The 25,693-nt window shown below is 40.8% G+C and carries 19 protein-coding genes; 11 read left to right on the top strand and 8 right to left on the bottom strand.

Features of this window, described 5'->3' with window-relative positions:
- The first annotated feature begins 2 nt into the window (after positions 1 to 2).
- Genes pgsA through H6614_06855 form a run of 3 tightly spaced genes read left to right on the top strand, consistent with a single transcriptional unit; the run spans position 3 to position 2,381 of the window.
- Complete coding sequence (gene pgsA / locus H6614_06865) at positions 3 to 590, top strand: CDP-diacylglycerol--glycerol-3-phosphate 3-phosphatidyltransferase (GenBank protein MCB9243377.1); 588 nt, start codon at positions 3 to 5, stop codon at positions 588 to 590.
- On the top strand, positions 577 to 1,134 hold the full coding sequence (locus H6614_06860) for a phosphatidylglycerophosphatase A (GenBank protein MCB9243376.1): 558 nt from the start codon (positions 577 to 579) through the stop codon (positions 1,132 to 1,134). The genes pgsA and H6614_06860 overlap by 14 nt, the downstream gene beginning before the upstream one ends.
- Positions 1,131 to 2,381: a competence/damage-inducible protein A gene (locus tag H6614_06855; GenBank protein ID MCB9243375.1), complete on the top strand. Its 1,251-nt coding sequence runs from the start codon at positions 1,131 to 1,133 to the stop codon at positions 2,379 to 2,381. The genes H6614_06860 and H6614_06855 overlap by 4 nt, the downstream gene beginning before the upstream one ends.
- 1 nt (position 2,382) lies before the next feature.
- Here the strand turns inward: H6614_06855 and H6614_06850 are convergent, their stop codons facing one another.
- Positions 2,383 to 3,597, bottom strand: a complete 1,215-nt coding sequence (locus tag H6614_06850) for a T9SS type A sorting domain-containing protein (protein ID MCB9243374.1) — start codon at positions 3,595 to 3,597, stop codon at positions 2,383 to 2,385.
- A 290-nt stretch (positions 3,598 to 3,887) separates the two neighbouring features.
- Between H6614_06850 and H6614_06845 the strand changes: the two genes are divergently transcribed.
- Together H6614_06845 and H6614_06840 are read left to right on the top strand one after the other, a co-directional pair.
- On the top strand, positions 3,888 to 5,897 hold the full coding sequence (locus tag H6614_06845) for a T9SS type A sorting domain-containing protein (GenBank protein ID MCB9243373.1): 2,010 nt from the start codon (positions 3,888 to 3,890) through the stop codon (positions 5,895 to 5,897).
- Positions 5,898 to 6,167: 270 nt separating this feature from the next.
- The gene (locus H6614_06840) at positions 6,168 to 8,162 is read left to right on the top strand and encodes a T9SS type A sorting domain-containing protein (protein MCB9243372.1); all 1,995 of its coding nucleotides are present in this window, start codon (positions 6,168 to 6,170) and stop codon (positions 8,160 to 8,162) included.
- Between the two features lie 56 nt (positions 8,163 to 8,218).
- Here the strand turns inward: H6614_06840 and H6614_06835 are convergent, their stop codons facing one another.
- Both H6614_06835 and H6614_06830 read right to left on the bottom strand, forming a co-directional pair.
- Positions 8,219 to 9,037: an RNA methyltransferase gene (locus H6614_06835; GenBank protein MCB9243371.1), complete on the bottom strand. Its 819-nt coding sequence runs from the start codon at positions 9,035 to 9,037 to the stop codon at positions 8,219 to 8,221.
- The gene (locus H6614_06830; protein MCB9243370.1) at positions 8,997 to 9,401 is read right to left on the bottom strand and encodes a 6-carboxytetrahydropterin synthase; all 405 of its coding nucleotides are present in this window, start codon (positions 9,399 to 9,401) and stop codon (positions 8,997 to 8,999) included. The genes H6614_06835 and H6614_06830 overlap by 41 nt, the downstream gene beginning before the upstream one ends.
- A gap of 221 nt (positions 9,402 to 9,622) precedes the next feature.
- Here H6614_06830 and H6614_06825 point away from each other — a divergent pair, with 221 nt between their 5' ends.
- The 5 genes from H6614_06825 to H6614_06805 are packed head-to-tail and all read left to right on the top strand — an operon-like array spanning position 9,623 to position 15,536.
- On the top strand, positions 9,623 to 10,972 hold the full coding sequence (locus H6614_06825) for a TolC family protein (GenBank protein MCB9243369.1): 1,350 nt from the start codon (positions 9,623 to 9,625) through the stop codon (positions 10,970 to 10,972).
- A gap of 31 nt (positions 10,973 to 11,003) precedes the next feature.
- Positions 11,004 to 12,350: an efflux RND transporter periplasmic adaptor subunit gene (locus tag H6614_06820; GenBank protein ID MCB9243368.1), complete on the top strand. Its 1,347-nt coding sequence runs from the start codon at positions 11,004 to 11,006 to the stop codon at positions 12,348 to 12,350.
- 4 nt (positions 12,351 to 12,354) lie between these two features.
- Positions 12,355 to 13,068 (top strand): ABC transporter ATP-binding protein, encoded by a 714-nt coding sequence (locus H6614_06815; GenBank protein ID MCB9243367.1) that lies wholly within the window; start codon positions 12,355 to 12,357, stop codon positions 13,066 to 13,068.
- A gap of 3 nt (positions 13,069 to 13,071) precedes the next feature.
- Positions 13,072 to 14,298 carry an ABC transporter permease gene (locus H6614_06810; protein ID MCB9243366.1) on the top strand — a complete coding sequence of 409 codons (1,227 nt, stop codon included), beginning with the start codon at positions 13,072 to 13,074 and terminating at the stop codon, positions 14,296 to 14,298.
- A gap of 5 nt (positions 14,299 to 14,303) precedes the next feature.
- The gene (locus H6614_06805; GenBank protein MCB9243365.1) at positions 14,304 to 15,536 is read left to right on the top strand and encodes an ABC transporter permease; all 1,233 of its coding nucleotides are present in this window, start codon (positions 14,304 to 14,306) and stop codon (positions 15,534 to 15,536) included.
- Here H6614_06805 and H6614_06800 read toward each other — a convergent pair whose 3' ends face one another.
- Genes H6614_06800 through H6614_06780 form a run of 5 tightly spaced genes read right to left on the bottom strand, consistent with a single transcriptional unit; the run spans position 15,537 to position 20,340 of the window.
- Positions 15,537 to 16,526 (bottom strand): phosphotransferase, encoded by a 990-nt coding sequence (locus H6614_06800; protein ID MCB9243364.1) that lies wholly within the window; start codon positions 16,524 to 16,526, stop codon positions 15,537 to 15,539. It abuts the gene before it with no gap.
- A 20-nt stretch (positions 16,527 to 16,546) separates the two neighbouring features.
- On the bottom strand, positions 16,547 to 17,461 hold the full coding sequence (locus H6614_06795; GenBank protein MCB9243363.1) for a TIGR01777 family protein: 915 nt from the start codon (positions 17,459 to 17,461) through the stop codon (positions 16,547 to 16,549).
- A complete protein-coding gene (gene nhaA, locus H6614_06790) occupies positions 17,451 to 18,806 on the bottom strand; it encodes a Na+/H+ antiporter NhaA (protein MCB9243362.1) in 1,356 nt (451 codons plus the stop codon). The genes H6614_06795 and nhaA overlap by 11 nt, the downstream gene beginning before the upstream one ends.
- 33 nt (positions 18,807 to 18,839) lie before the next feature.
- Positions 18,840 to 19,628: an alpha/beta fold hydrolase gene (locus H6614_06785; protein ID MCB9243361.1), complete on the bottom strand. Its 789-nt coding sequence runs from the start codon at positions 19,626 to 19,628 to the stop codon at positions 18,840 to 18,842.
- A gap of 1 nt (position 19,629) precedes the next feature.
- A complete protein-coding gene (locus H6614_06780; protein ID MCB9243360.1) occupies positions 19,630 to 20,340 on the bottom strand; it encodes a DUF2461 domain-containing protein in 711 nt (236 codons plus the stop codon).
- Between the two features lie 189 nt (positions 20,341 to 20,529).
- Between H6614_06780 and H6614_06775 the strand changes: the two genes are divergently transcribed.
- Entirely contained in the window at positions 20,530 to 25,581 is a 5,052-nt protein-coding gene (locus tag H6614_06775) for a carboxypeptidase regulatory-like domain-containing protein (protein MCB9243359.1), read from the top strand.
- The last annotated feature ends 112 nt before the right edge of the window (positions 25,582 to 25,693 follow it).

The raw sequence follows: 25,693 nt of genomic DNA, 5'->3' as shown, positions 1-25,693 counted from the left end.
AGTTGACATTACCAAATCAACTTTCGATCTTAAGGATAATTTTATCTCCCGTCTTCCTGTATTTATTCCTTTCGGAAAATACGACCGTAAAGACGATAGGGTTTGCTATATACGTAATAGCGTCTCTAACGGACTGGTATGACGGGTGGCACGCAAGGAAATACGGACAGATAACGAGATGGGGTGTATTCCTGGATCCGTTTGCTGATAAGGTTCTGACATCATTTGCATTCGTTTTGTTTTATTTGTATGGTATAGTACCTATCTGGATGGTGATAATAATCGTAATGCGGGATATTTTCATCACACTTCTCAGATCATATCATGAAGCGAACGGTGTTACGATGAAGACTTCATGGGTAGCAAAGGCAAAGACGTTTTTTCAAATGGTGTATATATTTGCCGTACTGTCTATCCTGATGTATGATGCCGTCGGAGGAGATAGGGAGTTTGCCAACCAACTCATTTCACTTCTCTATTCGGATACTAATTACTATATAATGTTTTTCATAACAGCGATAACACTGTATACCGGCATAGCATATTTTTTTGAAAAGAAGAGAGCAGAAAGAATAAATGGGAATAATTAAAAGAAAAAAGATAGTCGATCCGGACGCTAAAGTGGATATATTCAGTGAAGCGTTTTCGTCGGTTTTGTATATAGGACACATTCCCGTTGCAAGCGGTACGTTCGGATCCCTGGCAGGTCTTTTATTCTTCTTCATACCGTGGTTCAATAATTATCTTACGGTTGGCGGAGCAACAGTTGTATTCTTTGTTCTCGGAGTAATAACCTCTCAAAATATGATAAAGAGATACGGCCATGATCCATCGGTAGTGGTGATGGATGAGGTGGTCGGGATGTGGGTAACAATGTTATTCGTACTACCTGCACTGAATATTGTGGACATGCCAGTAAAACTTATCATATTTGGTGTAGGGTTTCTTACATTCAGGTTTTTTGATATTGTGAAGGTATGGCCGACGAAGTATTTCGACAGAATGAATAGCGGTTACGGTATAATGATGGATGACGTGATGGCGGGGATATACGCAGGATTGATAACGTTATTAATATCAAATCTATTAATATTGGTAATAATATTTAAAGGACTGGGCGGGAAATTATTTTGAAGACAAAAGTAATAGCAATAGGTGATGAACTGCTGATCGGGCAGATAATAAATTCGAACGCGGCATACATTGGTGAGAAATTGTACGCAAGCGGAATGCCCGTTCAAAAAATGGTGACTATCAGCGATGAAGAGCAATCACTTATTAATGAGCTATATGATTCGATGGCAAACTACGATGTTACGATAATAACGGGCGGTCTTGGACCTACACATGATGATCTGACAAAACCGATACTGACAAAATTTTTTGGGGACGAGCTGGAGTTTAATGAAGAGGTGATGGAGGATGTAGAGAAGATATTCACGAGCAGGAAGGTATATATGCCGGAATCGAACAGAGAGCAGGCGATGGTTCCAAAAACCGCAAAGGTGATGCGAAATAAGAACGGTACGGCTCCGGGCATGTGGTTCGAAAGGGACTGGAAAGTGGTAGTGTCACTACCGGGTGTACCTTACGAGATGAAGGCAATGATGGAGGAATATGTCGTACCTGGGCTCAAGGAATATTACAAAGACAGGATAAGAACTGTAAATAAGTACAGAGTAATACTTACAACCGGGATCGGCGAGTCTACGTTGTTTGAGAAAGTTGGTGATATGAAAGAGCAACTGAATGGCGGGAAACTTGCTTATTTGCCGTCTGCATCGGGGGTACGTCTGCGTGTAGAGGTACAGGCTAATTCAGATAAAGAGGCGGATGCAAAGCTGGATGCTCTCGAAAAGTATATCAGGGATAAAGCAGGGAAGTATGTTTACGGTACGGGAAGTGAAAGTATGGAAGTAACGATTGGCAGGGAACTGCTCAAACGAAAACTGACGCTTGCCACTGCTGAGTCATGCACGGGCGGTAGGATCTCGGCGACGATAGTTAGCGTGGCAGGTAGCTCTGAGTATTTTAACGGGGGAGCGTGCACGTATTCGAATAAGGGGAAAAGGGATGTGCTTGGTGTGAAGAAGAAGACACTTAAGAAACACGGAGCCGTTAGCGCGCAGACCGCAAAGGAAATGGCAAAGGGCGCAAGGAAGAAGTTTAAATCAGATATTGCGATATCTACAACGGGGGTAGCCGGACCGACGGGAGGTTCAGATGAGAAACCCGTAGGGCTTGTATGGATAGGGTACTCGGACAAAAAAAAGACTTATGCTATGAAGTTTTATTTTGGTAATGACAGAGGGAGAAATATAGAGCGAAGTACAATGGCGGCTCTTGAGGTATTGAGGTGCCGTCTGAATGAAATGAAGTAATCTATTTTACGATCACCATCTTTTTTGTTTCCACAAAATCATCACCCGCATTTAAAGTGTAGTAATAAACTCCGGAGGCATAACGCGAGCCGTTAAAGTTGATCCTGTGCGTGCCAATGGATTTCTTCCCGAGATCGAAGACATCCAGCTGTTTCCCGGTGATATCGAAGACGGTAATTTTAACGAGCGCAGGCTTTTTTAATACATATTCGATCGTTGTAAAAGGGTTGAACGGATTGGGGTAGTTTTGCAGGAGAGAGTAATCTCCCGGTAGAATGCCCGAAATCGGTTCGATGCCGACGGATTTGGGGTTAAATTTAAGTATTAGCCCGCTATCGCCGACCGCCCATCCGTGCATTGGGTCGATGAACTGCGCATCATGTACTGCACGGGTTTGTTCGACGGGAATCTCGAGCCACGAGGTTCCGCCGTTGAAAGTGACAGCCCAGTTCTGCGAAAAGCCGAGCGGTACCCAGAAATTAGAGGGGGTTCTTATCGCGAGAGCTTCACCCTGTCCAAAGAGTTTGAGTGAGGTGTAATTCCAGTTAACTCCGCCGTCGGTTGTTTTAGAGGTGAAAGCACCGTATTCAAAATCACCACCCACGGCAAGCACTGTAAGTGAATCCATGAATTCAAAATCGAACACTGGTTCGGAGGAAACGGGCTGAGAGTACCACACAGAGCCGTTGTTTGTTGTTTTCCACATCGTTCCAACGATATCGATCCTGCCACCGCACGCAAGTCCATATCCGGGGGAGTAGAATTTTATCCTTCGGATAGTAAAACCGGGTGAAGTGCTCGAGTCGGGGCAAAGTGACCAGTTAGCTCCACCGTCGGTGGTTTTGAAGATATTTCCGTAGTAAGAGCCTACCCATCCGTTATTGCTATCGGTGAATTGTATCGAAGAAAGGACGACCGTTGTATCGAAGAATGTGGTGGTATCCCAGTTAGTGCCACCGTTTGTTGTTTTTAATATAGTCGATCCGGAAAAGAAGAATTCGTTTGAGACTGCCCAGCCTGTATTTTCATTTATGAAGACGATGTCTTCGAGGTAGTAATTTACGGGAGTGTTCTGGATGACCCAGCTGGTGCCTCCGTCCGAGGTATATAATATGAGACCCGAATCACCGCATGCCCATCCGTTGAGGCTGTCAACAAATGTACAAATGGTAAGATTTTTGTTTGTTGGTGAAGTTTGTTGAATCCAATAATCCACGGCAAAAGATTTGCCGCTAAATATCAAAGAAACAACAAAAATGGCGCAAAATGTAGTCTTTATTTTACAGTAGTTTATCATTGAGTAAAACTTCTATTGCAAGATACTAAATTTGTGAAAATTTTCAAATTATTTTGGTTTGCATGCTTAAATAAATTTCATTGACTTAGATAAGATAATGAGATATTTTACATATAAGGAGAATTAGTAATAATTGCTCAGTAAGGAGAATTTTTTTTAAAAAAAGTCAACTATCTAATCAACCAATTAATTTTTCTGAAAGGAGAACAATGAAAAATTTCCCCAAATTTTTTAATACTGTGTTCAGGAGTCTACTATTAGTAGTTGTAGTAGTAGGGGGCATAATAGTCTTACAAGGTCAGGGTGAGGATGATTATTGGATCTTTAATGACAATGATCCATATCTCGATCAACCAACCAGGGAGGCGTATGAGCATTATCTGCACATGCAGCATGATGGTAATTTAGATGTAATTACCGATGCAAATGGATATGATAACTTCGATATGGGCGTGGACTTTGCAGAACAGAATATGACATCTAATCCAAGAAATCCGAAATGGATATTCTTTGGAGTGAACGGCTCACCTCAGAACGCCAGAAATACTACTAATGGTCATGATTGGGTTTCGTTTAACCCGTCATATCCGGGTGGAACATGCTGTGACCCATGGTCGGGTTACGATAGCAACGGTGTACTTTATTACGGTTCAGGTGTAAGCGGACAGTATGTTTACAAGTCAACAACAAACGGTAATAACTGGACATCGCCCGTTCTTTCAGTCAGTGGTAATGACAGAAATACCTTGGCTGTTGATCAGACAAACGGTCCTTACGGCGGTTATGTATATGCCGCGATCACTCCGGGTAACTTTGCTCGCTCAACAAACGGTGGAACATCATGGACAACAACATATTCATCATCTAATACTATTCCAGGTGTAATGATTGCAGTTGGTCCGAACGGCTCTGTGCAGGGTGGAACGGTTCTTTATGTTACTAATACCGGTAGTACCGCTGCTTGCGTATATAACTTCCACTACTCTACAGACGGCGGTGCAACATTCAATAACGGAGCATCATTAAATGTTGCCGGTTATTCAGGTACTTTAAACTCAGTTGGCAGACTTGTTATCAACAATGCAAGGATGAGACCTTATCCTATGATCGCAATGGATAACAGCTATGGTCCGCATAGAGGTAGAGCTTACCTTGTATACTCATCAAACAGACCTGTAGGAAACGGCAACAAGCCGGATGTATTCCTTCAGTACAGTGATGACAAAGGAGTTTCATGGTCAAGCCCGATCCAGGTAAACGATAATGCAAATCCAACACTTAGTGATCAATGGTTCCCGGCTATCTGGTGTGAAAAAGAAACCGGAAAGCTATACATAAAGTGGTATGATACCAGGGAAAATCCAGCAACATATCTAACCGGTGTCTGGGCAACATATTCAACAGACGGTGGTCAGACATTTGCTACTAATCAAAGGATCTCAAACGCATCATGGACATATCCATGTCCTGCATGCGGAGCTAACCAAAACTGTTACAGAGGTGATTATGACGGAATGACAGCCAACGAGAATGTTGGTTATGCGGTTTGGTACGATCCAAGAAGCTGTAACTATACAAACATGGGTTCATATTTCCCAGATTATGCGTTCCAGACTATTCCACCAACCTCTGATAGTATAAATTCAGTTAACGGTCAGATAGAAGTAATAGCTCTGATACCATCAGTAAAATTATATACGGGTTCAGTAAGTCTAAGTGCTTCGGTTACACCGAATCCAGGCGGAGCTTTGAGTATAACATATCCGGGTGGAAGCGTTTTCCCGACGCCTAATGGTTCAAGAAGGGTCAGATTAACTGCAAACAATTTGACTCCGGGAACATATACATTAACAATTCAGTCGGAAGGACCAAACGGAACTCCAGTACACAGAAGAAATGTAACTATTTATGCATCAACAACAGTTACATCGATTGGTAACACTGCAAGCTTGCCGGAGAAATTCGAACTGATGCAAAATTATCCGAATCCGTTTAACCCAAGCACAAGGATTGATTATGCATTAGCAAAGAACACTAATGTGAAATTGACCGTATATAACGCTGCGGGAAAACAAGTGCAAACAATAAATCAAGGATTCCAAAATGCCGGTAGATATTTTATCAATTTCAAAGGTGAAGGATTAGCTTCCGGTGTATATTATTACAAGCTCGAAACAGAATTCTTTACAGAAACAAGAAAGATGCTTCTGATAAAGTAAAATTTTTATCAAGATTGATTAAAAGCCCCTTTTTCAAGGGGCTTTTTTGTTTTATATGCCTGATCTTTAAGACAAGATGGAAGTGAATTACATTTTGGGTGATTTAGTGACTCCTTTGTTTAGAAAATAAAATTTTAAGATTACCCCCCCAAATTTTAATTTTTGTTCAAATCCAATTTCTCTTTTTTAGCCTAAATGGTTATTGGTTTATTGCCCTAAATGAGATATTTTTTAAACCAATAAATTCTTTAGGAATTTAAAACCAAGCAGATGTCAAACTATAAAAATTCTTCTTTCAGGGGATTAGTGTGTTTATTTATTATTTGTTTTTTTATTCAAGGTAAAGCGGATGCTCAGTGGAGAGATGATCCGAACAGGGATTTCATACCCTGGAAATATTTTGTTTCAAATAATCAAAATGATAATGTGGATGCAACTGTGATAGTAGTTAATGGTTATGACAATTTTTTTCTGGGAACGGATTTTGCGGAATCCCACATTTCCGAGAATCCTCGTATGCCGGGACAGTATTTTGTTGCATTCAACATAAACAATACATGGTACACAACGAATGGATTCGATTGGCAGCGAAACAATCCTCCTTTCTCCGGTTCAACTATGATGGGTGATCCTGTAACAGCATATGACAGTGCGGGAAATCTGTATTACGAAAATATGTACGGAAACGGTTTTAGTGTATTCGGAACAAGGGTAGTGAAATCGACCAACAACTCAATATCTTGGTTAAGCGATGTAGCGGGGAATCTTGGTGTTGATAAGAATTGGATAGCGGCAGATCAATCAAATGGTCCGTATTCAAATAACGTTTATATCGTAATGACTACAAGCGGAGGCGGAACCTTTAGAAGGAGCACCGATGGCGGTTTAAGCTTTAACCAGACCTTCACACCGGGTACTCAGAGTCTTCCCGGGATGATGGTGTGTGTAGGTCCCAATGGAAGTACATCAGGCGGTTCTGTTTATGTAGTAACAAATTCCGGAAGCTCGTTTGCCTCAACATATACCTTTTACAGATCAACTAACGGTGGAGCAAATTTTAGCCAGATGTCATCGCAAAATTTTGCAAATTATGTTGGTACAAATGTAGGCGGAAGAAACTCCGTTTCAAATATGAGAACCAGACCATATCCATTTATAACAGCGGATAATAGCTGGGGATCATTCAGAGGAAGGCTGTACCTGGTCTATGCTTCAAACCAGCCTTCAGGAAGCGGTAACAAATCAGATGTATTTTGCAGGTATTCAACAAACGGGGGTACAAGCTGGTCTTCGGAAGTGAAAGTGAATGACGATGCAAATACTCAAAATAACCAGCAATGGCATCCAGCAACATGGTGTGATAAGGAAACAGGAAGACTTTATGTACAATGGATGGATACAAGGGATACACCGACCAGCGATAGCGCGTTGATCTATGCGTCGTATTCAACAGATGGAGGAGCAACGTTCATTCAGAACCAGATGATATCAAATCAAAAAATGAAGATAGATTGCCCGACATGTGGCGGCGGAGGAACGCCCCGATATCAAGGAGATTATAATGCAGTGTCATCCAATTCAAAAACCTCGATGATCTCATGGGCAGATTTCAGAGTTGGAAGGTACGATAGTTATGTGGCTTACTTCCCGGATTTTGCATACCTGCTGAACCCGTCGAGTGACAGTATAAACTCAGTCAATGGAATGATAGATATAACAGCAAATATACCGAGCGTGAAATTATACACTGATACTGTAATGTTTTCTGCATCGATCAACCCCAATCCAGGAGCTTCGTTGAATATTTCTTATCCGAATGGAAACATACTTCCCAGTCCTACAGGAAGCAGAAAGGTAAGGCTCACGGCAAATAATCTTACACCGGGTACATACACGGTAACGGTGACCGCTCAAGGTCCTAACGGTACACCGATCCATAAAAGGGCAGCAACGATATATGCTTCGACTACAGTCACTACGTTGACACATAATAATCTGGTAACTAAATTCGAACTACAGCAAAATTATCCGAATCCTTTTAACCCTGTAACAAGGATAGGGTATTCCCTGGCAAGAAAGACCGACGTGAACATACTGGTCTATAGTACCTCAGGCGAGCTGATAAAGACATACAAACAGGGAGTTCAGGACGCAGGATCTTATAGTGTGGATTTCAAGGGTGACGGATTATCGTCCGGAGTATATTTTTATAAATTACAAACGGGATACTACACTGTTACTAAAAAGATGTTGTTGATTAAATAATTTGGGGAAATTTTTAATCACACGAGTCCCTTCTCGTTTTTGCGAGGAGGGGCTTTTTATTTGTCTGTTTTAGAGCGGAATTCGTTAAGCATTATTCCTGTAGTAACCCCTACGTTGAGAGATTCACATTTAGAGTAAGGTTTAATTTTGATACTGTGGAATTTATTTTCGGAGAGTATAGAGGGTGATACGCCGGAGGCTTCACTACCGAGTACGAGGATATATTTATCACCGGTGAAGCTGTAATCCGACAGATATTCTTTTGCTTTAAGGTCGGTCAGGAGTACCGTCCAACCCTCGTTTGCTTTTTGCAGGAGGTATTGATGTAGATTAGGTACAGTATCAACGGAAATATTAAATATTCCTCCCTGTGATCCTCTAACGACCTTTGGATTGAATATATCGACGGTGTTTTCGCTGACAATTATACTCTTTACGTCATACCAATACGCTGTCCGCAAGATCGTACCCATATTGCCGGGATCATTTATATTATCCAGCGCAATAATTGGACCAGTCGAAGGCGATGCGATGGTTCCAGAAGGAATATCTACTACGCCAATAATTCCCTGCGGAGTTACAGTATCGGATATTTTTTCCAGGTCTTTTGAGGAAACGGTTGCGATGGGGATGTTCTTTTTAGCAATTGTAGCAAGAAGGTCTTCATTCATATAATCTTTTCTTACGAGGACCTTTTCGAGCTTGCCGGAATAAATCTCGGATCGAAGGGCTTCTTCAACTAGATGGGTGCCTTCGATAATGAATTTTTTTTCAAGCTCCCTATTTTTTTTCTGCTTGAGGGAGGCATAGAATTTTACTTCGCCTTTGGTAATGTTACTCACCCCTATACTCCACATAGTTTTTTTCGGTTTCATATAATCGAATGGAGTAGAGCTTGACATTTTCAGAGGTAACTTTATCTATCAATTGGTCCCAGAATACCATCGCCATATTTTCAGTTGTGGGGACAATATCTTTAAATAGTTCAGTATCATTGAGGTATTTGTGGTCAACCTTATCTATAATATTTTTGTGGATTATTTCTTTTAGTTTTTTGAGGTCCATAACGTAGCCGCTATCCTTATCAGGCTCACCGGCTAGAGTAACCTCTATATAATAGTTATGCCCGTGGAAATTATTGCATTTTCCGTATATCTCGAGATTCTGCTCTTCGGAGAGTGCCGGATTATTTAGTTTATGGGCTGAGGAAAAATGTTCTTTTCTGGTAATGTATATCATGTTCTGCTTTTTTATCATGATTAAAATAGTTAAAATCCATTATATATTATATACTTATAGCCGTAATGAGTGCAACCTTTTGAATCTATTGGCGTCAAAACATTAAATTTAGGGAGCAGTTAAAGATTATTTTTGCATATAAAAGCTTTTTGAAACTAACTATATTTAATTACGTTATATAAACCGATTATCGGACAATCCAAACAACATAAAATATTTTAATGAGCAAAAAAGTATTGTTAATACTCGGCGCACTACTATTTGCATTTTACGGAAATACTTACTCCCAGGAAGTTATAGATCTCAATGAGGCGGTAAGAACGGGCATCAATAATAATATTTCCATCCAGACAATAGTAAGCAGTATGGAGATACAGGGATACAATACAAAAACATCCGAGGGAGATCTTTTTCCGACGCTGACTTTTTCAGGGGGATGGACAAGGAACCATACTTATTCAAAAGGCGGTACGATTTTCCAAAATGGAGTGCCGATAACAATTGGCGATCAAAACACGACATCCGACAACTTTAATCTCAGGTTGAATTCACAGTTGACGCTTTTTAATGGATTTTCAAATTACAAGACTGTGGATCTGAACGAATCGAGATTTACAAAGCTAAAGTTAGATCTGGAAAATTCCAAGAGGCAGGTAGCACTGAATATAAATGTAGCATACTTCGATGCTTTAAAGAAAGAGCAGGTAGTTGTAATAAACGAGGAGAATCTCAATGATTCGAAATCCCAGCTCGATAGAGTGAAGGCATATATGGAGGCAGGTAAGTCGACGTTAGCGGACGTATACAGGCAGGAGGTGCAGGTTGCGCAGAACGAGCTAGCGCTGGAGAGTTCGAAGAATGATTTTAAAAAGTCGAAGGTGGATCTTTTGTTGCAGATGAATGACGACATCAATAAGGAAATAGAACTAAGCTCTTCGGGGATAAATCCTAATATGACGACGGCGGAATTAAAGACAGTTTTGGATCAGTACTCAAATACGCAGAATCTCTATAGAAAAGCAGTTGATAACAGGTATGATTATAAATCAGTAGTGCAGGATATAAATTCAAGGATGCTAGAGCTCGATATAGCAGAAAGAAGTGTTTATTTCCCGACTGTAACAGCTTTTGGTGATTATAATCTTTCAGGGCAGTCTATAGATGGTATAACCGATACCAGGGTAGCGTCATACGGTATTACTGTTTCTTATCCAATATTTTTGGGCTTTAGTCTAGATAACAACAAGCAGATTGCCGAAGTGAATGTTAAGCAGAGAAAGGATGAGCTTTCTAACCTGGAATTACAGATAAGCGCGGAAGTTAAGAAGTCAGTTCTAGACCTTGAAACGGCATACAAACAGGCACAGATACTTGAGACAAGCATACAATCAGCTGAGCAGGATAAGCTATTGGCGGAGGAAAATTACAGGGTAGGGCTTGGTACAATACTCGAAGTTCAGACGGCGACAATTGCATTAAATAATCTAAGAATACAGCAAAGCAACGCAGTATATAATTTTCTGCTTGCCAAAAGGCAGATAGACTATTATATAGGTGCATTAACATACTAAAATTTTACAATACACAATTAAATAAACAATAATGTCAGAAACACAAATACCAACTTCATCGCCTACACCGCTTCCTAAGGTCAAAAGGAGAAAGAAGAAATCCCGTAAGGGACTGATAATCGGTCTGATATTAGCGGTAGTATTTATAATAATAATTGCCGTAGTGGTCTCAAGCAATAAAGAGAAAGCGCTTGAGGTACAGGTAGAACCCGTTCAAAGGCGGAATATAACTCAAACTGTAACTGCGACAGGTAAGATCCAGTCTGAGATACAGGTAGATATAAGCGCAGAAGTCAGTGGTGAGATCATATCGCTTCCATTTAAGGAAGGTGACCAGGTTAATAAGGGTGACCTGGTGGTAAAAATAAAACCGGATGTATATTATCCACAACTTCAGCAACAGCAAGCGGGTGTAAATGTTCAGAAAAGGAATCTTGAGGCACAGGATGTAACATTGGAAAAATACCAGCTGGAATATAACAGGGTAAAGCAACTATATGATAAGGGGCTCGCTACGCAGAGCGAGCTGGATATAGCAAAAAGCAACGTTGATCAAACGCTGGCTCAAATGAATACAATTAAGGCTCAAATTAACCAGCAACAAGCGGCAGTAAATTCCGTAAAGTATGATATATCCAAGACCATTATAAACTCACCGATAAGTGGCACGGTTACTACACTAAATAACGAACCGGGTGAAAAGGTTCTTGGAACGATCTCTAACCAGGGTTCGATGATAATGACGATCTCCGACCTTTCAAAGATGGAATGCCAGGTAGAGGTTGGAGAAACAGACGTTGCTAAAGTAAAGGTAGGTGATACATCACGAGTAGAAATAGACGCATTCCCGGATAAGAAGTTCATAGGAGTGGTCTATGAAGTAGGTAATTCTGCCCAGACGACCGGACAGGGAACACAGGAAGAGGTGGTAAACTTCATAGTAAAAATAAGAATACTGAACAATGACCTGAAGCTACGTCCCGGTATGAGTTGCACGGCATATATAGAGGTTGATAAGAAGGATAACGTATTATCGGTTCCAATACAATCCGTTACAATACGTGATGACCAAAAAAAGGATGAAACAAACCAGGATGGTACCGGCAATGAAAATCTTTCGATGCAAAATACAGGCGGACAGCAGGAAAAACCACAAGAGGTTGTATTCATAGTAGAGAACGGAGTTGCTAAGAAGAAAGACGTTAAGTCAGGTATAAGTGATGAATCATATATTGAGATAACGGACGGCCTTACTGAAGGCGAGCAGGTTGTCAAGGGAAGTTTTAAGGCGATAAACAGTGAGCTGGAAGATGATACGAAGGTAAAGATAGAGGATAAGAATAAATCAAATAAGGATAATAAAGAATCCGATGGCTGATAACATCATAGAAATAAGAGACATTACCAAAGTATATATAATGGGTGAGGAGGAGCTTTATGCTCTGAACGGTGTTACGCTGAATATTGAGAGGAATGAGTATGTTGCTATTATGGGACCCTCAGGTTCGGGTAAGTCAACACTGATGAACGTCGTAGGATGTCTCGACACGGCAACAAGCGGAGAGTATATTCTTAATGGGAATAATGTAAGCGAATTAGATGATGATGAACTGGCTACTATTAGAAACAAGGAGATAGGCTTCGTATTCCAAACGTTTAATCTTCTTCCCCGGATAAATGCACTCCAGAATGTCGAACTTCCTTTGATCTATTCAGGAATGAGTAAAGCAGAAAGGGAAGAAGTAGCCGAAGAAGCACTGATAAATGTTGGATTAGGGGATAGGATGCTTCATAAACCCAATGAACTATCGGGCGGACAGAGACAGAGGGTTGCCGTAGCAAGGGCGCTTGTGAATAATCCATCTATAATACTGGCGGATGAGCCCACAGGAAACCTGGATACTAAAACGAGTTATGAAATAATGGATCTTTTGGATGAACTCTGGACAAAAGGAAACACTATCATTCTCGTAACACACGAAGATGAGATAGCCCAGAGAGCAAACAGAATAATTAGGTTACGAGACGGTCTTATCGAAGAAGATATTTTGAGTGCAAAAGGAGAGCGTATTAAAAATGAAGGTATAACCATATAACAGATGAATTTTTTATCCGAGATAAAAGAAAGCATTCTGATGGCATTTAATGCCATTACAGCCAATAAGATGCGTACTTTGCTGGCGACGCTGGGTATTGTCATAGGTATAACCGCGGTTACGCTTATGCAGACTGTTATCGAAGGTATCAATAGGGCATTTGAGGATAGTATATCTGCAATCGGGGCGGACGTGCTCTATGTTCAGAAGTTCGAATGGTTCGGTAAAGAAGACTGGTCACTGGTTAGAAATCGCAAGGACATCAACATGCGTGAGTATGATTTTCTGGATAGAAACCTTCAGAGCGCAATTGCGATGGCTCCAACGGTTGGGACGGCGCAAACGGTCAAATATAGCAATCTGGCACTGGAAAATGTTTTCATTATTGGTACGACGAGTAATTATCAGATAACGAGCGGACTTAATATGGAAGAGGGAAGATTCTTTACTCAAAGAGAATCGGACGGCGGATACCCGGTTTGCTGTATCGGTATGGATATCAGAGACGGACTATTCCCAAATCAGGATCCAATAGGTAAAACAATTAAGATAGGAAGTTACTCATTCAGAATAATAGGCATTGTAGAGAAGCAGGGGAGCCTCTTGGGGCTATTCAGCCTGGACAATAGGATAATTATACCCATAAACAGGTTCTTTAACCTTTACGGGACAAAGCGGAGTCTTACTATCAACATAAAAGCCGCCGACATTAATAATATGGAGGAGACGAAGGAAGAGGTTATTGCCATATTCAGGAAGGCGCGGAAAATACCATATGGTGGACAGGATGATTTCGGTGTAAACCAGCAGGAGGCATTCAAAAGTACGTACGATTCATTGACCGGACTTATAAAGATCATAGGAACGCTAATAACTTCTCTTGCATTGATTGTAGGCTCAGTAGGGATAGCAAACATAATGTTCGTTTCCGTGAAAGAACGGACTAAGGAAATAGGTGTAAGGAAAGCTATTGGCGCAAGACGAAGGACAATATTATTACAATTCCTGGTGGAATCATGTATGATATGTTTATTGGGAGGAGTGATAGGTCTATTTATCTCATTCCCGATCAGTATATTAATAGACGCGGCGGTATTACCTACGGCGATGCCGTTATGGGTGATATTCCTCGCGTTGTTTATCTCAATATTCTTTGGAGTACTAGCCGGATTTTTCCCGGCATTCCAGGCATCGAAGCTTGACCCTGTCGATGCATTAAGATACGAATAAGAGTTATGCTATTATTAGAAATATTAAAATTAGCCTTTGGTACAATAAGAGCGAACAAGCTAAGAGCTTCGCTTACTCTTCTTGGTATTGTTATAGGCGTATTTTCAATAATAGCGATAATGACACTTTTAAATGCATTGCAGTCTGGTATCGAGACAGGTCTTAGTGCGCTGGGGAGCAATACATTTCAGATACAGAAATTCCCTGCAATAGAGGTAGGCGGACCGGGTTCAGATAAGAAATACAGAAACCGACCGGATATTACCTATAACCAGGGAGTAAGGTTAATAGAAACAGCAACTGTGTATAAAAGTATTTCACTCGAGGATTATGTATATAGTAAGATGTTCAGGACGGACAAGGAAAAGACGAATCCAAATAATTACATTGGCGGTATCACCCCGCAATACCTGGATTGTAACAATAAGAAAGTAATGTGGGGAAGATTTATAACGCAGTTTGATGTAGAGAATGCTAATCCGGTATGCGTGATAGGGATGGATATTGTTGATAAGCTGTTTCCTAATGCCTATCCCATAGGGAAAAGCGTTATACTCGACGGACATCCGTTTAAGATAGTGGGAGTCATAGAGCCGGAAGGGCAGAATTTTGGGTCAAGCTCGGATAACTTCGCGCTAATTCCCATTACTTCGATGCACCAGATATATGGTAAGAATAACAGATCGATCAATATTGCGATACAGGCAGAAAACGCCGAATTGTACCCAGAGACTCTTGAGAACGTTATAAATGTGATGCGTGTAATACGTAAAGTACCGCCGGGAGAGGAGGATAATTTCTCTATATTTTCGAATGAGTCTCTAATCGGTGAAGTAAATAATTTTACGCAGTATTTTAAATATGGTGCCGGATTCATTTCGTTCATCGCGCTTCTTGCGGCTGGTGTTGGTATAATGAATATTATGCTTGTATCGGTAACGGAGAGGACGCGTGAGATAGGCATAAGGAAAGCGATTGGAGCAAGAAGCAGGAGTATATTGACGCAGTTCCTTATCGAAGCCATTATATTGTGTGAACTGGGCGGTATTGTTGGCATAGTGCTCGGTATTATTGTGGGAAACCTGGTGGGACTGTTCCTGAGTTCACCTGTGGTCATACCATATGACTGGGCTATAATCGGTCTGGTCGTTTGTTCAGCGGTCGGTATAGTATTCGGGGTATATCCGGCTCATAAAGCAGCACAGCTAAATCCGATCGAAGCTCTTAGGTACGAGTAGTTAATTAATATTAAGGAATTTTTTTTGTGAAGTAAGCTGATCTATAAATTTCTTTATCCTATCATCTCTTATTTTTCCGGAAACACTTTTTAGATTCTTAAGCGCCTTTGGTATCTTCGAGAGAATGTTATTATCTTTTTTTTCTTTGTAGGTAAATCCATAACTGCCCAGCACCTGTAAGAGCCTTGCAACTGCCACATAATAAAATTTATCCTTCATTATCTTTCGGCTAAAGAAGACGTAATTAGTGAGACATTTTAGGTAATAATTAAGCAGGTACTCTCTGCCTTGTTCATTTAAGTTGATGCTCCCGGAATATAAAAATGACACAAGGTCGTAGAGCAGGGGACCTTTTCTGCCGGATTGGTAATCGATGAAGTACAAATCTTCGCCTTTGACCATGATATTTCGGGGTTGAAAGTCACGATAGGTAAAGAAACTGTTGTCTTCCGAGAGGAATTCCTTGCTAACCGTAAGGACGGCTGTTTCGGTGAGTTTTTCGTCTATTACTATGCCGAATTGTTTAAGGTAATAATTGTCGAATTTTGCCAGGTCTGCGCCGAGCTGTTTTTTGTCGAAAACCCTGGTCTCGTAGCAGAGGTCGTAATCGAGGTTATCCTTCATCTCAATCTGGAAGCGGAGTAGCTCGGTGAGGGCTTTTTCGTAGAGTCTCAGAATATCGGAATTTTTAATAGTGCCAGAAAGATCGTAAAGAGTTACATCACCGAGATCTTCCTCGATGTAGTATTTCATATCTTTCGAGATAGCATAAATATCCGGTACATTAAGACCGTGATTGAGGAAGGCTTTGGTGAACTCTATGAAAGCAATATTCTCTTTTTCATTTTCATTATAGATCCCTATGCATGATATATCGCCGGCAGAGATGCGAAAAATCTGTCTTCTGGAAGCTCCCTCTTTTATTGGGACGATGTGCTCAGGATCCACATTGAATTTAGAATAGAAGAGGTTCCGGAAGGTAGTGAGCAATATTTCGGTTAGGTGGAGAGTCAATTTGTAGTAAGGTCTTTTAATGCTTCATCGAGGGTACTGAATTTAAATTGAAATCCGTTCGCAACTGCTTTATCCGGGACCACACGATGGCTGGAGAGAAGGTATTCCGCAAATTCTCCCAGCACTATCTTTAGAACAAAACCGGGGATGCCAATAAAGCAAGGCCTGTGTAAAGCCTTAGCGAGTTTTTTGCTAAAGTTTTTATTAGTTTCCGGATTTGGTGAAGTATTGTTTACAACTCCGGAAATACCGGATTCAATTGCCCATACGGTTAAATTTACTGCGTCGGTAATATGTATCCATGGGAACCATTGTTTCCCATTGCCGAGATAACCACCGAGAAAGAATTTAAACAAACGAGAAAGTCGGGGAAATGCTCCATTATTTCTTTCAAGAACCACTCCGTTACGGGATAAAACAACTCTTACACCTATTTCTTGTGCCTTAAGGGCTTCGGATTCCCATTCCTTACAGAGATCGGCGAGAAAAGTATCACCCGTTTGAGATTCTTCTGTAATAATATTATCCCCTTCATCAGAATATGCATCAGTTCCTGATGCACTCAAGAGACACTCGGGAGGATTATTGCACATATTTATTATATCAACGAGTTTTCGTGTCGTATCTATTCTGCTATTGTATATGATTTTTTTATAGCTCGGCGACCATCTTTTGTCGCCCAGAGATGCTCCGGCGAGATTTATAACTGCTTTCGAATCTTCGAAAAGATCTTTATAAATTTCATTCGGTTTGTTCATGTCCCATTTGATGAACTTAACTTTATTGGAGGGTGTGTATTTTTCCAGTGAACGTGTGAGAATGAATACATCAAATCCTTTGTCGATAAGCGCAGGAGCCAGATAACTGCCGATTGAGCCGGTTCCACCCGATATAATGATCTTATCCGGCATCGGATGATTTTTCGGATTTATCCTCCTTCATAAGTATAACTGCTCCCAATATTCCCGACAGCAATGATGCTACAAGTATACCCAATTTCGCTTCCTGAGCATACAGATCAGAAGAAAAAGCAAGATTACTGATAAATAATGACATCGTGAAACCAATACCGGCGAGACATGAGACTCCATATATTTTGCGCCATGAGACTCCGTCAGGTAGATCACTTAATTTGAATTTTACTGAGAGCCACGAGAATAAGAACACCCCGATCTGTTTACCGATAAATAAGCCAAGAATTATTCCTAGCGTGATCGGATTAAAGAACAATCCGAGAAGTTCAGGCTCGATAACCAATCCGGCGTTAGCCAGCGCAAAGACTGGCATAATAAAGTACGCTACCCACGGAGCAAGCAAATGCTCCAGCCTCTGCATGGGAGCCTGTACTTTTTCGCAGTTAGATTCAAGCTCGAATACACCGGAGTTAAACTCTTTGCTTGCGGGAACCATGTCCCCGATCTCACAATTGTTCTCCAATTCAGAAATGATATTCTTAGACCGTGTTATAAAGCTCTTCGAATCAATACGCGCCTTACCGGGTATCGTGAACGCGAGAAGAACTCCCGCTATAGTTGCATGAACACCCGATTGAAGAAAGGCTATCCATATGAATATTCCGAGTACAGCATACACTAACGGAGACCTAACATGTAGAATACTAAGTACAAGGGAAACCAGCAGTAATGCCAGACCAATTGCCAGAGCGACCAATGAAAGCTTAGATGTGTAGAAAATGGCGATAACAAGCACAGCGCCGAGGTCATCTACTATAGCAAGTGCGGTGAGGAAAATTTTTAAAGAAAGCGGTATCCTTTTGCCAAGAAGGGCGAGTACGCCAAGAGCAAATGCAATATCAGTTGCCATTGGGATTCCCCATCCAGAAATGGAGTCGGTGCCGGCATTAAATGCTACGTAAATGATCGCAGGAACTATCATTCCTCCCAGGGCGGCTATTATTGGGAGAGACGCCTGTTTGAGCGATGATAGTTCACCTATTATAAGCTCACGTTTTATTTCCAAACCTACAACAAAGAAAAATATTGCCATAAGCCCGTCATTTATCCAGTGTTCCAGGGAGAGATCGAGCGAACCAATTTGAAAGTGCTGTTCCCACAGCTCGATATAAGAATGTCCCCATGGTGAATTTGCCCATACTATTGCAAGGACGGCGGCAATAAAAAGTATAATACCACCCGATGCCTGCGTGGAAAAGAAGTTCTGAAATGGTATCAGTATTCTCTGTATGGGAGGCTGTGTGATGACGTCAATATTCTTGTTGTAGTTTGTATCTGCCATTAATACGGGTTTTTATGAAATTGCAATAATTAATTAAGAGATTTTAGCTAAAAAGGTTTCTATTGATTTATTGAATTCCTGCGGGTTCTCCATATTAGCTAAATGCCCTGAATTAGGGATGATCTTTAATTCGGAATTTACAAGGGCATCCCTCATTCTTTCAGAGAATGGGATTGGTGTAAGTACATCATCTTCTCCCACGAGTATTAAGGCGGGAACATCTAAGTTTCTCAATTCATCCAGTGTATTTGTCCTCGTAGCGAGGCAAATTAGAGCGCCACAGACTCCTTCCACTGTTTGCCAGCTAGTCATCTCCTCAACGAATGAGCGGAGAGTGTCATTCCCATAATTGGCTTCATTTAATAATTTTTTTGTAAAGTCTCTTATCAAGGTTTCTGTGCCGGTGGTTTTGACGGAGTTAAACATTGCATACCGGGCTTTTAGTCCGTTATCGTCATCTCTTTCCGCACGGGTATCGGCAAGGATTACCGAGTTAAACCGGTCCGGATTCTTGGTTAATGCCCTTAATAATGTATATCCTCCCATAGAAAGCCCGCACGCATGAGCTTTATCTATGCTTAGAAAATCCATAACATCAATAAGGTCATCAGCAAGATTTTCCATCATGTACTGTTCATCAGGGACGGTGCTGTATCCCAGCCCGCGAGCATCGTAGAGTATTACCCTGTATTTGTCTTTGAAATATTCGACCTGGCTGTCCCACATTCTGTGGCAAAGAGGAAATGCGTGAATAAATATTAAGGGTGGTCCGTTGTTTTCGTGTTCGACTATATGGATACCATTGTGTTTGTGTGTCTGCATTTTATTTGCTTACTTCATGAAGGAATTTTGTAAAATCGTACATATGCTTAATATGTTTTACGACAACATCGACTATCTTTCCTGTGAGAGGAATCTTCTTGTCCAGGTCTTTCCAAACGTAAAACTGTTTCATTTTCAACGCATCGAGGAGTTTTTTATCTGTATCGGCAGGGAGGTGTGCGTATTCTTTCGGCATTTTTGTAAGGCTAACCCCCTCGACCTTTCCGTATTCACGCTTAAATTTTTTATCGTTTATGATAGCTGAATATGTTTCAAAATCCTGGTAGATACCCTTTCGGATCTTTTTCAGCATATCCGGATCGGAGCTGTATTGTCCTCCGGCAACAATAAATTCATCGGGACTGAAATGGAAATAGAACTGCGGTATTTCCGAAGACTTTACCCTGTCAAAGGCAAACGCGGCTGAAAGGTATGTCTTGTAGGGACGCTTATCCTTTGAAAATCTAATGTCCCTGTTTATGCGGAAGATCGATTTATAGTTGACCACAATATCCGGATCTATCTTTCGTATTTCTATGGCAAGGGTGTCTATCAGGTCGCGCATTGGTTTTTTAAGGTACTCCTCATAGGTATCCCTATTAGCGTCGAACCACTCTTTATTGTTATTTTTCGAGTTCTTTAAAGCCCTCATAAAGGTAAAGGCTTTTTTATCGAACCCAAAAAAAGGCTCCTTTATTAAATCATTCAGCATCGTAAAATCTATTTAATTTTGTGTATATTTGAAAATAAAAAATCTGATTTCTAAAAAGTAGACAGATATGTATAAAAAAATAGACAATATTGGAACTATTGGGGCAGATAAGGGATATAAACATCAAAGCTGATAACTAGAGCACGGCTTTCCCGGAACAAAAATTTTAAAAACTTTACACTTTTAGCCATGAAAAGGATGATTTTAAAATCGGTATTTGCCATAGTTTTGGGCTTATTTTTGGTGAGCCTAAACAAAGCAAATGCGCAGGATGACGATATTAATCTTACGTATAATATCTCATCCAACAATATATACTCCCCGGGAGAAAAAATTGCTATAAACCTCTACTCATACAGCTATGACGAGAGGTCAAAAAATTTGAGGAGCATCCCGTTCCGGTTCACAATATATAAAATTAAGGACGTGAACGGGTTTTACTCAAAGCAAAGCTCAAGATACAATATAGATGTATTCGGTAGTGACAGCACGAACCTTACCTTTCTTACCGACGAGATCGATTCATTCACAAAGAAAATAAAAGTAGAAAACGATTACGGTTATTTTTATGTGAACGAATCGGTAAATGTCAACATAACGGAAAAGGGCGCATACCTGGTAAAAGCTACAAACGGCAAACAGGTGGCATACTGCGGGTTTATTATTTCCTCATTGGGCGTGATATCAAAGGCAGGAAATAATTCAATGCTTGCATACGTAGTTGATAGAAAGAGCGGTGATCCTATAACAGGTGCAGATCTTAATTTCTTTGTCGGAAATAAGCAAATAGGAAAAGGAAATACACAGGATGGATTATTCTATCAGGTTGTAAATCCTGATGTATATGAAGGTATGGATAACACGTCACCTTTCATAGTTGGTAAATTCGGAGATGATATAGTAATATCCGATGCTTATTTGTATTTCGGATATGGTGCAAATAGATTTTACACGTATGTTTTTACGAATCAGCCGGTTTACAGAACAGAATCTTTAGTAGAGTTTAAAGGCACGATAAGAAAAAATTCAACTGCGAACTATGAAGTGTATGCAAACAAAAATGTAACGGTTACGATAAAAGATTCTCGTTATGCAGAGGTATATAAAGAGGTTCTTACGACCAATGACATGGGAAGCTTTAATGGACAGTTTCAGATAGATAAAGAAGCTCCGCTTGGCACATACTGGATATACGTAAATATCGATGAGAGTAATTCATCGAGTGCGTCTTTTGAGGTTGAGCAGTTCAAAAAACCCGAATATAAAGTGACGGTCAATACGGATAAGGGACAATATTACGGTGAGGATCTAATGAAAGGTACAGTGGAGGCAAAATACTACTTCGGAAGCCCGGTGGATGGCGCTGAGGTGGAATATAATGTTTACAAGAAAAGATATTACCGTCCATGGTGGATGTTCTCCGAGTATGCATGGTGGTATGAAGATTATTATGCAAGCCTGGATCCAAACAGCCAGTATTCCGGTGCAGAAATGATATATTCAGGCACTGGTACATTGAATAGCGAAGGTAAATTTGATTTTGAATATGCAATAAAAGAAGATTTTAAACAGGAAGAAGACGGCGACTACTGGTGGAGATGGTGGTATCCTCAATCGAATGATTTTCAGTATATAGTACAGGCAAGGGTAGTAGACAAATCGAGAAGGGAAATATCAGGTACTACGACGGCATTTGTAACCCGCGGAGGTTTTAGCCTGGCTTCGAATGCCGATAAATACTGGTATAAGTCCGGTGATGAGGTAAATTTAAAAGTAATAGCAACGAACTTCGAGAATAAGCCCGTTGTGACAGACTTTGAAGCGGCTATATATAAGAACAGGTGGAGTTATTATGATAATAAGAACAGTAAGGACTACATCACGACCGTTTCAGGTAAAACAATGAGTGATGGCGTAGGATATGCGAGATTTAAGCTGGATAACCCGGATCCGAATGGATATTACACAGCCGAGATAAAATCAAAAGATGAAAGAGGAAACGTCATCGAGACATCGACGTATTTTTATTGTTCCGATGGAGATTTCTCATGGTACTATAATCAGTCCGGAGGTATACAGATAATAACTGATAAGGACAGCTACATGAAAGGCGAGGTCTGTAAGGCATTTATAATAATACCTACACCTAACGCTCATGTTCTTACGGCAACGCAGACTGACAACATACTCTATTACAAAGCAGAGAAGTTTACCGGTACGTCAGCTATGATAGATATTCCGATTACGGAAGATTACACGTCTAATTTCGATATAAGTGTATCTTATGTCGCGGATGGTGTGTTTTATTCGGAAAGTAAACCTGTGATAGTAATGCAGGAAGATAAATTCCTTACTGTTGAAATAGATCCATCACAGGAAATATACAAGCCGAAAGAAACCGGCGAATTGAAAGTCAGAGTTGTAGACGATAATGGTAATCCGGTGCGTAATGCAGAAGTATCTCTTGGTATTATTGATGAGAGCATATATGACATTCAGCCGGATCTTACAAAGGATATAAGGAAATTCTTCTACGGACCAAGATTCACGTCCGTTAGCACTACCTTTAATTCATATAACCAGAATTACGGTTACTCAAGATTACTGAGTATATATGAGCGATTTAATATTAGGTCGCTTAAGGATTCCGATCTTGGAACAATTAAAGGACGTCTTCTTGGACCGGATGATACTCCAATTGCAGAGGCTACTATTGTAGTAGATAATGATTATCTCGCAGGCTTTACCGATAATGAGGGTAATTTTGAATTCAAACTGCCGGAGGGCGATTACGAGATCGGAGTATTGCATTCGCAGGTGGATGAAGATAATAAGGTTAATATAAGTGTCAAACGTGGTGCCACAAAAACGGTAACTTTGAGAGTAAACGCTGAAAGCTTCGGCGAGCTTACTCTCGGAGATGATAGGGAAGAAACAATGCTTGATGGAAATTCCGGTTTGATAACATCGGAAGTTACTCAAGACCAGATTGAGATAAACCGTCCCGAGATGAAAAAAGAGTCTGAAAAGCTTGCTAATACAAGAGGTACTAAAACCGGTGATGAAGATTCTAAAGATAAATCCCTTGCTCCTGTCGATGTCCGCTCCGATTTTAGGGATGCGATATACTGGTCGCCTTATCAAATGACCGACGCAGATGGGTATGCAACTGTATACATAGATTATCCGGATAACCTCACAACATGGAGAATTACTTCCAGGGTAATAACTGCGGACACGAAAGTCGGGCAGAATACCAAGACCGTTATCACAAGGAAGGATTTGCTGGTTAGAATGGAAACACCGAGATTCCTTCAGCAGGATGATGAAGTAACTATATCTACTATTATTCATAATTATCTATCTTCGGATAAGAGTACCAAAGTGAAATTCACTGCTGAGAATGTCGAATTACTCGACGGCGGTGAAAGGACTATCGAACTAGCTTCAAATACAGACCAGAGGCTCGATTGGAAGATAAAAGTTACTCAGCCGATAGGTGAGGCGGTATTATACGCAGAAGCTCTTACTGACGAGGAATCGGATGCAGTCCAGATTAAGATCCCGCTTCAGCCTAAAGGTTTGAAAGTGACGGAAAGCACGATCGCGGACTTTGAAGATAATTCAAAGATCGAGCTGAAGAATGTATATATACCCGAGAGCGTGGACATAAGGAGCGCAGGAATGAAGTTCAGCCTGTCACCATCACTCGCTGGCACGATATTGAATGCACTGGACGAACTCGCCGGCTATCCATATGGATGCGTCGAGCAGACTATGAGCAGATTCCTGCCTACGGTAGTAGTAGCAAATACCTATAAGGAGCTAAATGCACCTATTAGCGCGGCTACAAAGGATGAACTTCCTAAAATGGTGGATGCCGGTCTTAAGAGACTTTATGGATTCCAGCATTACGATGGAGGCTGGGGTTGGTGGCAAAACGACCAGTCAAATCCATTCATGACAGCTTACGTGATTTACGGGCTTTCACTTGCTAAATCAGCAGGCTATCAGATAAAAGCTAGCGCATTGAGCAATGGTATTATAGCCATGAAGAACAGCCTCAGGGAAGACCTGGATCCGACCACGAGGGCTTATATACTTTACTCTCTTGCAGTAGCCGAGGAAAGGGACAGCAAGTTGTTCGAGGAGCAGATAGACAAGGTATTAGCCGATAGGGAGGTTAATAATTATGCAAGAGCTCTTGTTGCAATGACTCTGCAAATGATTGGTGACAAAGAAAGAGCGCTGACGGTTGTAGGAGATCTGGAAAACAATGTAACAGTATCAGGTGAAGGTGCGGCTTACTGGGAAGGCAAGAGCTTCCATTATAACTGGCAGGACGACAAAGTTCAGACAACTGCTATGGGACTAAAAGCTCTTGTGAATGTAAAAGGTGACTCCGATCTAAAAAATAAGATCATAAGATGGTTAATGAACCAGAGGTTTGGTCTTGCATGGAGAAATACACAGGAGACAGCATTTATAATCTATGCTATGGTCGATTACCTCAAGAACTCAAATGAGCTGACTCCTAATTACAAAGTAAGCGTTTATGTGAATAACGAGCTGTATATGGAAAAGCAGATGACTACCGAGGATATATTTAAGAAAGATGAATTGATCGAAATCCCTAACGATAAACTACGAACCGGAAATAACGAAATAAGAATCGAAAAAGAAGGCGCTGGGAAAGTATATTTCTCTGCAAACACCAGCTTTTATCAGAGTGATTACATAGTAAAGGCACGTGAAAATGGATTTAGGGTCGAGAGGGAATATTACAAACTTGAGAAGTATGAATCATACACAGATAATAAGATCACTTATAGGAAGAAATACTTCGACGGTACTGCGGTATCAGGAGACGTATTCCTGGTTAAGGTACGAGTATATTCCAAAGAGAATGAAAATATGAACTACTTTATGCTTGAAGACCCGATCCCGGCCGGATGCGAAGTTGTAAAGGATGACTGGGCTTACCAGATCGAGGAAGAACCTAATTACACCGGGTATGACTATTACTGGTGGAGATGGTGGTATGCCGATAAGGACATAAGAGACAACAGGGTAACATTCTTCGCGACGTACCTGTACGGTAACTCATATGAATTCTCTTACATCGTAAGGGCGCAGATACCGGGCACGTATACAGTCAATCCGGCTCAGGGAATGCTGATGTATTACACAGATGTGAATGGAAGTTCGCAGGATATGGTGATGAGAATATACGATAAGTAAATAAAATTAAAAATATTTGCAAAAAGGCGGGTAATCCCGCCTTTTTTGCTTAAACCTATTGGTAAAAACGATTGTCAAAGATATAAATGGTTTGCTCTACACAGATATGTTA

It is taken from the genome of Ignavibacteriales bacterium (assembly GCA_020635255.1).
In the GTDB taxonomy this organism is placed as follows: Bacteria; Bacteroidota; Ignavibacteria; order Tepidaquicellales; family Tepidaquicellaceae; genus JAEYVS01.
The sequence above is the reverse complement of the archived record's forward strand: the minus strand, read 5'-3'. Positions and strand labels throughout refer to the sequence as shown.